At 69.4% G+C, this 11,890-nt stretch carries 9 protein-coding genes and 1 riboswitch; of the genes, 3 read left to right on the plus strand and 6 right to left on the minus strand.

The window, feature by feature from the left end; all coding sequences use genetic code 11:
• Nucleotides 1–51: 51 nt before the first annotated feature.
• The 3 genes from PV766_RS21865 to PV766_RS21875 all read left to right on the plus strand — a co-directional run bounded on the left by PV766_RS21865 (nt 52) and on the right by PV766_RS21875 (nt 5,271).
• Nucleotides 52–2,235 (plus strand): malate synthase G, encoded by a 2,184-nt coding sequence (locus PV766_RS21865; protein WP_421097873.1) that lies wholly within the window; start codon nt 52–54, stop codon nt 2,233–2,235.
• A gap of 196 nt (nt 2,236–2,431) precedes the next feature.
• Complete coding sequence (locus tag PV766_RS21870; protein ID WP_421097874.1) at nt 2,432–4,111, plus strand: substrate-binding domain-containing protein; 1,680 nt, start codon at nt 2,432–2,434, stop codon at nt 4,109–4,111.
• A 2-nt stretch (nt 4,112–4,113) separates the two neighbouring features.
• The gene (locus PV766_RS21875) at nt 4,114–5,271 is read left to right on the plus strand and encodes a metallophosphoesterase (protein WP_421097875.1); all 1,158 of its coding nucleotides are present in this window, start codon (nt 4,114–4,116) and stop codon (nt 5,269–5,271) included.
• 134 nt (nt 5,272–5,405) lie between these two features.
• Here the strand turns inward: PV766_RS21875 and gcvP are convergent, their stop codons facing one another.
• The 6 genes from gcvP to gcvH form a co-directional block, all read right to left on the minus strand.
• Nucleotides 5,406–8,255: an aminomethyl-transferring glycine dehydrogenase gene (gcvP, locus tag PV766_RS21880; protein WP_129978250.1), complete on the minus strand. Its 2,850-nt coding sequence runs from the start codon at nt 8,253–8,255 to the stop codon at nt 5,406–5,408.
• A gap of 159 nt (nt 8,256–8,414) precedes the next feature.
• Nucleotides 8,415–8,510: riboswitch (glycine riboswitch) on the minus strand.
• Between the two features lie 129 nt (nt 8,511–8,639).
• Nucleotides 8,640–9,266, minus strand: a complete 627-nt coding sequence (locus PV766_RS21885; RefSeq protein WP_016694271.1) for a MerR family transcriptional regulator — start codon at nt 9,264–9,266, stop codon at nt 8,640–8,642.
• A gap of 242 nt (nt 9,267–9,508) precedes the next feature.
• Nucleotides 9,509–9,982: a bifunctional nuclease family protein gene (locus tag PV766_RS21890; protein ID WP_064065454.1), complete on the minus strand. Its 474-nt coding sequence runs from the start codon at nt 9,980–9,982 to the stop codon at nt 9,509–9,511.
• Between the two features lie 148 nt (nt 9,983–10,130).
• Nucleotides 10,131–10,868, minus strand: coding sequence for a MerR family transcriptional regulator (locus PV766_RS21895; RefSeq protein WP_016694269.1), 738 nt, complete (start codon nt 10,866–10,868; stop codon nt 10,131–10,133).
• Nucleotides 10,868–11,329 carry a glycogen accumulation regulator GarA gene (gene garA, locus PV766_RS21900; RefSeq protein WP_006552746.1) on the minus strand — a complete coding sequence of 154 codons (462 nt, stop codon included), beginning with the start codon at nt 11,327–11,329 and terminating at the stop codon, nt 10,868–10,870. Before garA ends, PV766_RS21895 begins: the two co-directional genes overlap by 1 nt.
• A gap of 155 nt (nt 11,330–11,484) precedes the next feature.
• Nucleotides 11,485–11,889, minus strand: a complete 405-nt coding sequence (gene gcvH, locus PV766_RS21905; protein ID WP_129978251.1) for a glycine cleavage system protein GcvH — start codon at nt 11,887–11,889, stop codon at nt 11,485–11,487.
• Between the last annotated feature and the right edge of the window lies 1 nt (nt 11,890).

Here is an 11,890-nt window from a genome sequence, read left to right on the forward strand (position 1 = left end):
CGTGCGGCCGGGACGTTTCCGGCCGCACAGCAACCGGAAAGAGTGAGGGTGATGACAGAACGCGTGCAGGTCGGCGGACTTCAGATCGCGCAGGTTCTCTACGACTTCGTCAACAACGAGGCCATCCCCGGCAGCGGGGTCGACGCGGACACCTTCTGGACGGGTGCCGACAAGATCGTCCACGACCTCGCCCCCAAGAACCGGGCACTGCTCGCCAAGCGCGACGACCTCCAGGCCAAGATCGACGGCTGGCACCGCGACCGTGCCGGCCAACCGCACGACCCGGTCGCCTACAAGGCCTTCCTCGAAGAGATCGGCTACCTCGTCCCGGCCCCCGAACCGTTCACCATCGGCACCGAGAACGTCGACACCGAGATCGCCGCCACCGCCGGCCCCCAACTCGTCGTGCCCGTCCTCAACGCCCGCTTCGCCCTCAACGCCTCCAACGCGCGCTGGGGCTCCCTCTACGACGCCCTCTACGGCACCGACGTCATCCCCGAAGAGGGCGGCGCCGAGAAGGGCACCGGCTACAACAAGGTCCGCGGCGACAAGGTCATCGCCTGGGCCCGCGACTTCCTCGACAAGGCCGCACCCCTCGCGCAGGGCTCGCACGCCGACTCCACCGGCTACCGCATCGACGGCACCGAACTGCAGGTCACCCTCGAGGGCGGCACCGTCACCGGACTCGCCGAGCCCGACAAGCTCGTCGGCTACCTCGGCGACAAGACCGCGCCCTCCTCGGTGCTGCTGCGCAACCACGGCCTGCACATCGAGATCCAGATCGACCCCGACTCCCCCATCGGCAGCACCGATGCCGCCGGCGTCAAGGACGTCGTCCTCGAATCCGCCGTCACCACCATCATGGACTTCGAGGACTCCGTCGCCGCCGTCGACGCCGACGACAAGGTCATCGGCTACCGCAACTGGCTCGGCCTCAACCGCGGCGACCTGTCCGAGTCCTTCGCCAAGGGCGGCAAGACTCTCACCCGCACGCTGAACCCGAACCGCGTCTACACCGCCCTCGACGGCAGCGACCTCGAACTGCACGGCCGCTCCCTGCTGTTCGTCCGCAACGTCGGCCACCTCATGACCAACCCCGCCGTCCTCGACCGCGACGGCAACGAGGTCCCCGAAGGCATCCTCGACGCGCTCATCACCAGCCTGTGCGCCATCCACGGCCTGCACATCGACGAGGATCACGGCCCGCTCGCCAACAGCCGCGCCGGCTCGATCTACATCGTCAAGCCCAAGCAGCACGGCCCCGAGGAATCCGCCTTCACCACCGAACTGTTCGGCCGCGTCGAAGAGGTCCTCTCCCTGCCCACCAACACCCTCAAGGTCGGCATCATGGACGAGGAGCGACGCACCACCGTCAACCTCGCCGCCTGCATCAAGGCCGCCTCCGACCGCGTGGTGTTCATCAACACCGGCTTCCTCGACCGCACCGGCGACGAGATCCACACCTCCATGGAGGCCGGACCCGTCGTCCGCAAGGCCGCCATGAAGCAACAGCGCTGGATCGCCGCCTACGAGGACTGGAACGTCGACACCGGCCTCGCCTGCGGCCTGCAGGGCAAGGCCCAGATCGGCAAGGGCATGTGGGCGATGACCGACCTCATGCGCGACATGGTCGAGCAGAAGATCGGCCAGCCCAAGGCCGGCGCCAACACCGCGTGGGTGCCCTCACCCACCGGCGCCACCCTGCACGCCACCCACTACCACGAGGTCGACGTCTTCGCCGTCCAAGACGAGTTGAAGGGCCACGCCCGCGCCACCGTCGACGACATCCTCACCATCCCCCTCGCCGAGAACCCGAACTGGACCGACGAGGAGAAGCGCGAAGAACTCGACAACAACTGCCAATCCATCCTCGGCTACGTCGTGCGCTGGATCGACGCCGGCGTCGGCTGCTCCAAGGTCCCCGACATCCACGACATCGCCCTCATGGAGGACCGGGCCACCCTGCGCATCTCCAGCCAGCTCCTCGCCAACTGGATCCGGCACGACGTCGTCACCGCCGACGACGTCGTCGCCTCCCTCGAGCGCATGGCCCCCGTCGTCGACCGGCAGAACGACGGCGACCCCGGCTACCGGCCGCTCGCCCCGAACTTCGACGACAGCATCGCCTTCCAGGCCGCCAAGGAACTCATCCTCGAAGGCACCACGCAGCCCAGCGGCTACACCGAGCCGATCCTGCACCGCCGTCGCCGCGAATACAAGGCCAAGTACGCCTGACCCGCACACCGACGCCCAGGGTCCCGATCCGCACCGGATCGGGACCCTGCCCGTCTCCGCACCGCGCGCCGGAGCCGGATCACACTCCGCTCCTCACTAGACTCGACCATCGGATCGACGAACGAAACGAGGCGGACACGACGTGGGCGGGCGACATCGCGGCAGCGGACGACGAGGAATCAGCACAAGCGTCATCGTGGTCGCCGCAGGCGTAGTACTCGCCCTGCTCGCCGTCCTCGGCTGGTTCCGCCTCCGCGACAACATCGACAACCAGGCCACCGCCGCCGCCGAAACCTGCGTCGAAGGCGACACCGTGCTGCACATCGCCGCCGACCCCCTCATCGCCCCCGCCCTCACCGAACTCGCCGACCGCTGGACCGACGGCGGCGTCCGCGTCATCCGCGACCACTGCGTCACCGCCGAGATCACCCCCGTCGACAGCCTCGCCGCCGCCGACACCCTCGCCACCGGCAACTGGGATCCGGCTCTCGGCCCCGAACCCGCCCTGTGGGTCCCCCTCGACAACCGCATGAGCGCCCGCGCCACCGACGCCGTCGACGGCACACCCCGCTCCCTCGCCACCTCCCCGGTCGTACTCGCCGTCCCCACCGACCTCGGCCGCGCCCTCACCACCGCCACCGTCCGCTGGCAGGACCTCCCCCGACTCCAGAACAACCCCGCCGCCATGCGCGAGATCGGACTCGACGTCTGGGGCGCGCTCGGCCTCGCCCTGCCCACCGGCACCGAAACCCACGCGACCACGCTTGCCCTCGAAGCGGTCACCGCCGCCACCACCGGCATCGGCGCCGGACCGGTCACCCTCGAACAGGCCGCCACCCCCGCCGCGATCACCGCCGTGAGCACCCTCGCGCTCGGCGCCGACACCCTCGGCGCCATCGGCACCACCGCCGACACCCTCGCCGCGCTCGGCGCCCGACCCGACACCGAGGCCCCCATCCACGCCGTGCCCGTCATCGAGCAGCAACTGCACCGCGTCCTCACCGGCGGGCAGATCCGTGGCCTCACCGGACACCTCCCCATCGGTGCCGCACCCGTCGTCGACTTCCCCGCCGCCGTCGTCGACGCCCCCTGGGTCGACGAGACCCTCGCCCGCGCCGCCGCGGAGTTCACCGACTACGCCCGCCGTCCCGAACAGACCGGCGTCCTCACCGCGCACGGCTTCCGCACCGCCGACGCCGTCCCGGAACCCGCCGGGGAACTGCCGCTGCCCCGCGTCGAGACCGCCCTCGCCCCGGCCGATCCCACCGTCGACGACGTCCTCGTCGCCCTGCGGCTCGCCCCGGTATCCCCACGCAAGGTCACGATGGTGGTCGACACCTCAACCTCCATGGGCGCCCCCGCCGGCGACGGCACGCGGCTCGACGCCACCGCCGGCGCCCTGCGCGAGGCCATGCGCCGCGCCTCCACCAACTCGGTGATGGGCATGTACGTCTTCGCCGACACCCCCACCGGGCACCGCGTCGCCGTCATCCGCGACGGCCTCACCGACGCCAAACGCGCGGCGATGTCCACGATCCTCGACGGCATCGACCTCACCGAGAAAGAACCGGTCTACGCCACCCTCGCCGCCGCCTACCGCGACGCCGTCGACAACTACGACCCGGCCCGACCGAACTCCGTGCTCGCCGTCGTCGACAGCGACGACCCCGACGAGACGGCCGCCCGCGACCTGCGCGCCGCGATCGACGAACTCTCGTCTCCCGACACCCCCGTGCGGATCGACGTCGTCGTCCTCGGCGACCGCACCGACCCCGTCCTCGAGCAGGCCGCCGAGGCCACCGACGGCAGCCTCACCGTCGTCGACACCGCCGACCCGGCCGACCTCACCGACCTTCTCCGAAAGCTGACGTCCTGACCGTGCTCCGCCTTCTCGTCGTGGGGGTCTTCCTTGCCCTCCTCACCTATCTGTTGCACCGACGACTCGTCCGGGCGCCCGGACTGCCGCGTCCTGCCGCCCTCGCCGCCGACCTCGTCCTCGTCGTCATGTTCGTGCTCACGCTCGGCGCCGCCGAGGTGGGCACCGTGTTCGATCCCGCCTGGGCCCGCCCCGTCGGGTTCCTCGGCTGGAGCTGGCTGGCGGTGGTGCTGTACCTGATGCTCGGGCTCCTGCTCATCGGAGTCGGGCTGCTCGTCGCCCGCCTCGTCCGGCGCGGGCCATCCCGGCCGACCACCGACGACGGCACCGTCGAGACCCCACGACGGGGGCTGCGCATCGCGACCGCCGTGCTCGTCGTGGCCGCGGTCGCCGCCGTCGGATACGGCACGATCGAGGCCGACCGGCCGCGGATCGTCACCGTGCCCGTCGCCCTGCAGGACCTGCCCGCCGGCTTCGCCGGCGCCCGCATCGCGCTCGTCACCGACCTGCACGTCGGTCCCGCCCGCGGCGCCGACTTCGTGCAACGCGTCGTCGACCTCGTCGCCGAAGAACAACCCGACCTGATCGTGCTCGGCGGCGACCTCGCCGACGGCACCGTCGAACTCGTCGGCTCCGACCTCGAACCGCTCCGGCAGTTGCAGGCCCCGCTCGGGGTGTACGGCGTCAGCGGCAACCACGAGTACTACTCCGACGACGCCGAATCGTGGCTGAACCACTGGGAGACGCTCGGTGTACGCACCCTGCGCAACGACCATGTCGTCCTCGAGCGGGACGGCGACGTGGTCGCGCTCGCCGGCGTCCACGACTACACCGCCACCGAACCCCACCACCCCGACATGCCCGCCGCCCTCGACGGCATCGCGGACGGTACCCCGGTGATCCTCGCCGCCCACCAACCGCGGCACGTCGACGAGGCCCGCGAACTCGGAGCCGACCTGCAACTGTCCGGGCACACCCACGGCGGACAGATGTGGCCGCTGCGACCGTTCGTCTCCCTCGCCAACCCCACCGTCACCGGACTCGACCGCTTCGGCGACACGCAGATCTACACGTCCCAGGGCACCGGCGCGTGGGGACCCCCCGTGCGGGTGGGCACCCCACCGGAGATCTCCATCCTCAAGTTGGCTGCCGCGAACTGACCTCCCGCTCGTCCGGGCGGGGTGAGGTTTGCGCCTAGGGTGGTCAGATTCTGTATTTCTATGGTTTCCGTCCTGTCCGGAGTTATTCTACTGATGAAGATGGCCGACGGACAGGTCCGTCGGCCATCCCGCCGTCAGCCGCTGTACGCCTCCAAGGGCGGGCACGAGCACACCAGGTTCCGGTCGCCGTGTGCGCCGTCGATCCGTCGCACCGCGGGCCAGACCTTGGCCCGGCTCTTCCCCATCGGGAACACCGCGATCTCCCGTGAGTACGGGTGATTCCACTCGCCCACCAGGCATTCCGCGGTGTGCGGAGCCCCGCGCAGCGGGTTGTCGTCCACCGGCCACTCCCCTGCCCCGACCCGGTCGATCTCACCGCGGATCGAGATCATCGCGTCGATGAAGGCGTCGAGTTCGGCGATGTCCTCGCTCTCGGTGGGTTCGACCATGAGCGTGCCGGCCACCGGGAAACTCATCGTCGGCGCGTGGAAGCCGTAGTCGGCCAGACGTTTCGCGACGTCGTCGACCGTCACCCCCGTCGCCTTCGTCAGCGGACGCAGATCGAGGATGCACTCGTGGGCGACCATGCCTGTCTCCCCCGTGTACAACACCGGGAAGTACTCGTCGAGACGACGCGCGATGTAGTTCGCCGACGCGATCGCCGTCAACGACGCGCGACGCAGTCCCTCGGCGCCCATCATCTTGATGTACGCCCAGGTGATCGGCAGGATCGACGCCGACCCGAAGGGCGCCGCCGAGACCGGCCCGGCTCCCCCGAGACCCGGCTCCGCCGGATGACCCGGCAGGTACGGAGCCAGATGCGCCCGGACCCCGATCGGCCCGACGCCCGGTCCTCCGCCACCGTGCGGGATGCAGAACGTCTTGTGCAGGTTCAGGTGGCTCACATCGCCACCGAACTTGCCCGGCCGGGCCAGACCCACGAGAGCGTTGAGGTTGGCGCCGTCGATGTACACCTGGCCGCCGGCGTCGTGCACGGCACCGCAGATGTCGGCGATGTCGTGCTCGTAGACACCGTGCGTCGACGGATAGGTGATCATGATCGCGGCCAGACGTGCCCCGTGGTCGGTGATCTTGGCGCGCAGGTCGTCGAGATCGACGTCGCCGTTCGGCCGGCACGCGACGACCTCGACGCGCATACCCGCCATCACGGCGGACGCGGCGTTGGTGCCGTGCGCGCTCGACGGGATCAGGCAGATGTCCCGATCGGTGTCGCCGCGGTCGAGGTGATAGTGGCGGATCGCGAGCAGACCCGCGTACTCGCCCTGGCTGCCGGCGTTGGGTTGCAGGCTCACGGCGTCGTATCCCGTCACCGCGGCGAGCCAGCCTTCGAGGTCGGCGATGAGGCGGCGGATCCCCGCCGTCTGATCCGCCGGAGCGAAGGGGTGCAGACCCGCGAACTCGGGCCAGGTGATGGCCTCCATCTCGGCGGCGGCGTTGAGCTTCATCGTGCACGAGCCGAGCGGGATCATCGTGCGGTCCAGGGCGAGGTCCTTGTCGGACAGGCGCCGCAGGTACCGCATCATCGCGGTCTCGGTGCGGTAGCGGGTGAACGCCTCGTGCTGCAGGAACTCACTCGTGCGGGCCAAGGTCTCCGGCAGCGCCGTTCCCTCGACGGCCTCACCGGCGGTGACGCCGAAGGCATCCAGGACCGCGTCGACATGCGCGGCGGTGGTGGCCTCGTCGCACGAGATCGACACGTGATCGTCGTCGACGCGGTACAGGTTGATACCGGCCTCGCGTGCGGCGACGAGCACGGCAGCGGCGCGTCCCGGAACGCGCACGAGGACGGTGTCGAAGAACTCGGCGTGGACGACCTCGACGCCGCCGGCGCGCAGACCGTCGGCCAGGTGGCGGGCGTGCTTGGCGACGCGGCGGGCGATGCCGGTGAGGCCTTCGGCACCGTGGTACGAGGCGTACATGGCCGCGAGCACGGCGAGGAGCACCTGGGCGGTGCAGATGTTGCTGGTGGCCTTCTCGCGGCGGATGTGCTGCTCACGGGTCTGCAACGCGAGGCGGTAGGCCGGGTTGCCGTCCGCGTCCACCGAGACACCGACGAGGCGACCGGGAAGGGTGCGGGTGTGGGCGCTGCCGACGGCGAGGTAGCCGGCATGCGGCCCACCGAAGCCCATCGGCACACCGAACCGCTGGGTGGTGCCGAAGCACGCGTCGGCACCCTGCTCGCCGGGCGGGGTGACAAGGGTCATGGCCAGCAGGTCGGCACCGACGGCGACGAGCGCGCCGCGGTCGTGGGCGGCCGCGATGATCGGAGCGGCGTCGATGATACGTCCCGAGGCGCCGGGCACCTGCAGGATCACGCCGAAGAACTCCCCGTCGGGCAGTCCGTCGGCGAGGTCGACGGTGACGATCTCGATGCCGAGCGGTTCGGCGCGGGTCGCCAGCACCGCGGCGGTCTGCGCGAACAGATCGACGTCGACCACGAGACGGGGGCTCTTGGACTTACGGTTCGCGCGGCGCAGCAGGGTCATCGCCTCGGCGGCCGCGGTGGCCTCGTCCAGCATGGACGAGTTGGCCACCTCCATGCCGGTCAGGTCGGCGACCATGGTCTGGAAGTTCAGCAGCGCCTCGAGGCGTCCCTGACTGATCTCCGGCTGGTAGGGGGTGTAGGCGGTGTACCAGGCGGGGTTCTCGATGATGTTGCGCAGCAGCACGGGCGGCGTGAGCGTGTCGTAGTAGCCGTGACCGATCATCGATGTCGCCACGGTGTTCCGCGACGCGAGCGCCTTCAGTTCGGCGAGCACCTCGTGCTCGGAGCGGGGCGCGTCGAGCACGTCGAGTCCGGTCGGCACGGTGCCGACGCGGTCGTCGAGGATGGCTGCCGGCACCGCGGCGGTGGCGAGGGCGTCGAGGGAATCGACTCCGACGACGTCGAGGATCCGGTTCAGGCCGGCGGTGTCAGGGCCGATGTGGCGATCGGCGAAGTTCGAGGTGACGGCATCTGTCATCGCAGCTCCCGGGCTGGTCGGCGAGGTCCACGTGCGCGGTCGCGCGAAGTGGTTCCTCCCCCTCTGTCGTGAGCTCGCGAGCGAGCGCCTGAGAGATTCGGCCGGCCAGAGCCTTTCCCCGTGGGCGGGCGGGTGCTCCCGCCGCTTTCCAGAGACGTCGGAGCTCACGCGGTCCCGGTTGCCTGAGAGATTGACGGGGAGGTGCTGCTCCTTCGGCGCCCGGCTCGGTGTCCGGGTCTCTCCCGCGTGATGGCGACGCGTCTTCGAGTCTAGTTCACGTCGCGGGGGTCGAAATACCGCAGGTGCGGAAAGCGCCGCGGGCCGGGGAGATGGACCGGCAGAGATGTCGGCGCATCGTCGGCCGATGCGACATCAGAGGTGTGGTCAGCCGATGCGGCGGTTGATGCGCTCGCGGCGGCGCGACGCCAGTTCGTCCTCGGGGCGTTCCTCGACGCCGCCGCCGTCGGCGCGTTCGGCGGGGAAATCGGCGATGCTGCCGGTGAGCTCGCGCATCGCGCCGCTCACTGCGATCCCGAAGACGCCCTGCCCGCCCTGCAGTAAATCGACGACCTCTTCCGGCGACGTGCATTCGTAGACGGTGGTGCCGTCCGAGAAGAGGGTGATCTTCGCGAGATCGCCCACACCGCGGCTGCGGAGGTGATCGACGGCTACGCGGATATTCTGCAGCGAGACGCCGGTGTCGAGCAGGCGCTTGACGATCTTGAGGACGAGGATGTCCTTGAACGAATACAGCCGTTGACTACCGGATCCGGCGGCCCCACGGATGGACGGAACCACCAGATTGGTGCGGGCCCAGTAGTCGAGCTGGCGGTAGCTGATTCCCGCGATCTGGCAGGCGATGGGCACACGGTAACCGACGAGTTCGTCGGGCACCGAGTTGTCCGGAAACAGACCCGGCTGGATCTCGTCGGTCTCGTTCGTCCGCGGCGCCGGATTCGAGCGATCGCCGGAATCGACGCCGAGTGGCTGTCCCTTCGTCCGATCTCGCACTACTGACTCCCTCTCGCGCGCCCAGTTCTGCCTCGCAACGATCGACTGGCGGATTCCCCCCGACCACATCCGATCATCGAGCGCTCCCAGGCTCACCGAGTCATCCCTGGCGGATCAACTCAGCGTACGCTCCGGTGTTGGGCGCTGGGCTGCAACACGCCGACCGGAAGGCAACGTTCGACACTACTACCGCTACGGCCGACGCGCGCGCCAACGCTCGTCGCCGTACGGACGGACGGCGCTCAGCCGTCCGTCGCCTTGAAGTCGTCGGGCGAGACGGAGTCGAGGAACTCCTTGAACTTCTCGACCTCGTCCTCCCGCTCGTCCGGCATGACCAGTCCTGCTTCGGTGAGCACCTGCTCCTCGACGTGGACCGACGCGCCGATGCGCAAGGCTACAGCCACCCCGTCGGAAGGCCGGCAGGACACGCGCATCCCTCCGTCGAAGACCAGATCCGCGTAGAACGTCCCCTCGCGCAGGTCGACGATGCGCACTTCGCGCAAGTTGTGGCCGAAGGCCTCGAGGAGGTTCTTGATCAGATCGTGGGTCAGCGGCCGCGCCGGCTCGACACCCTGCTGTTCGAGGGCGATGGCGGTCGCTTCGTTCTGACCGATCCAGATCGGCAGGTACCGATCGCCGTCGACCTCCCGCAGCAGGAGGACAGGCTGGTTCTGCGGCTGTTCGATACGAATCCCTACTATCCGCATCTCGCTCATCGCGATGCCTCCGTCCTGCTGCTCGTCGGTGGTGGACCACCCGACAGGTACTGCCTGGAATTCTAGTGTCCTCCAGCGCATCCGTCAGGTGCCGTAGGTCACGACCCGACGGAGGGCCGCGGTCGCGATCGGCGACGAGTTCGTCGCCTCAACGGTCGAGTGCCCCCTGCACCGCCGCCTTCACCAGGCAGGTGTGCAAAGTCAGCGACAGTGCGGCCAGTTCGCGCACCATCTCCTCGGCGCGCTGCCGTGCCCCGGCGTCGCGGCCCTTGGCGATCGGGCCGGCGATCTGCGCGACGAGCGCGGCCTCGCGGTCGGCGGCGAGTTTGAACGCCCGCAGGTGCCGGACCTCGAGGCCGAACTCCGCCATCGCCTTCGCCGTGCGGGCGAGCAGCACCGCGTCCTCGTCGAAGAATCCGGCCGGCCCCGGCTTGACGAGGCCCGCACCCACGAGTTCGGTGAGGAAGGCCGCGTCGATGCCTGCACGAGTGCACAGGTCGTCGCGGCTCACCCGGATCTCGCGGTCGGTGCGGAGATCCTCGGGTGAGACCTCGCCGCGCGCAACCGCCAGCGGGCGCGGCCGGGTGATCCGGGTTTCGACCGATCCCACCGTGGCGGCACCCCGGTCGATCGCCTCGAGCTGCTCCTTGATCACCTTGAGCGGCAGGTACTGATCGCGTTGCGCGGTGAGCACGTACCGCAGACGCTCGCAGTCGGCGATCGAGAAGCGCCGGTAGCCCGAGGGAGTACGTTCCGGGCTGATCAATCCCTCGGCTTCGAGGAACCGGATCTTCGAGATCGTCACGTCCGGGAACTCCGGACGCAGGCGGTCGAGCACCGACCCGATCGACATCCCGGCCGGCGCCGGCTGGCGGGCCGCGGTCATCAGCTACCTGCGCCCTGGTTACCTCGCGGACCGGTCAGGAACACCAGCCGGAACTTGCCGATCTGCACCTCGTCGCCGTTCGCGAGGACGGCGGAGTCGACCGGCTCGCGGTTGACGTAGGTGCCGTTGAGGCTTCCCACGTCGACGACCTGGAATTCGCCTTCGTCCTGACGGAACTCGGCGTGCCGACGACTGACGGTCACGTCGTCGAGGAAGATGTCGCTGTCGGGATGCCGGCCCGCCGACGTGGTCGGCTGGTCGAGCAGGAAGCGCGATCCTGCATTGGGCCCCCGCTTGACCACCAGCAGCGCCGATCCGGCGGGCAGGCCCTCGACACCCGAGACGGGCGCTTCGGTGGTGGCCGAGCCTGCACCTTCCACTTCGTTCAGGAAGTCGGCGCGAAATACCGAAGTGGTCTCTGCAGGAGTCTCCTCGTAGCCCGCGTTGCCGTTCTCGCTCACCGTTTCTCCTTATCCGTTCGACCACCCGGGTGATCCCGGGCGGTCGCTGATTCGTTCGCCCCGTACAGGTCCGACACGGCACACGCCATATCCGACCGTACCCCGCGTGGGGGTACTGCCGCAGACAGTCGCGGTCACGTTACCTGTCCGGTCTGTCAGCCTTCCGTGATCCCGCGGTAACCATCCGCGTCGACCGTCTGCTCGAGGGCCTCGTCGAGTTCGCTCTCGCTGCCGACCTCCACGTCGACGAGCCAACCGTCCTCGTACGGGCTGCTGTTCACCAGTTCGGGATTCGCGTCGAGTTCCGTGTTGACGGCGAGGACTTTCGCGGTCAACGGCGCGAAGACGTCCGACACGCTCTTGGTGGACTCCACCTCTCCGAAGGACTCGCCGGAGACGATCTCGGATCCGGCATCGGGCAGCTGGACGAAGACCACGTCGCCGAGTTGGGACTGCGCGTAGTCGGTGATCCCGATCCGCACGGTCGTCGCGCCCGTCCTGCGCACCCATTCGTGCTCGGGGGTGTACCGCAGATCATCGGGTGTCGCGAAATCGGTCAAG

Origin of the sequence: Rhodococcus sp. As11, from assembly GCF_048957735.1 — a bacterium.
In the GTDB taxonomy this organism is placed as follows: domain Bacteria; phylum Actinomycetota; class Actinomycetes; order Mycobacteriales; family Mycobacteriaceae; genus Rhodococcus; species Rhodococcus gordoniae.

Bases quoted from the DNA above. Each gene is read 5' to 3' on its own strand.
- PV766_RS21865 (WP_421097873.1), top strand. From the start codon at position 52: ATGACAGAACGCGTGCAGGTCGGCGGACTTCAGATCGCGCAGGTTCTC.
- PV766_RS21895 (WP_016694269.1), bottom strand. From the start codon at position 10,868: ATGACCGCGGCCCGCCAGCCGGCGCCGGCCGGGATGTCGATCGGGTCG.
- gcvP (WP_129978250.1), bottom strand. From the start codon at position 8,255: ATGACAGATGCCGTCACCTCGAACTTCGCCGATCGCCACATCGGCCCT.
- PV766_RS21890 (WP_064065454.1), bottom strand. From the start codon at position 9,982: ATGAGCGAGATGCGGATAGTAGGGATTCGTATCGAACAGCCGCAGAAC.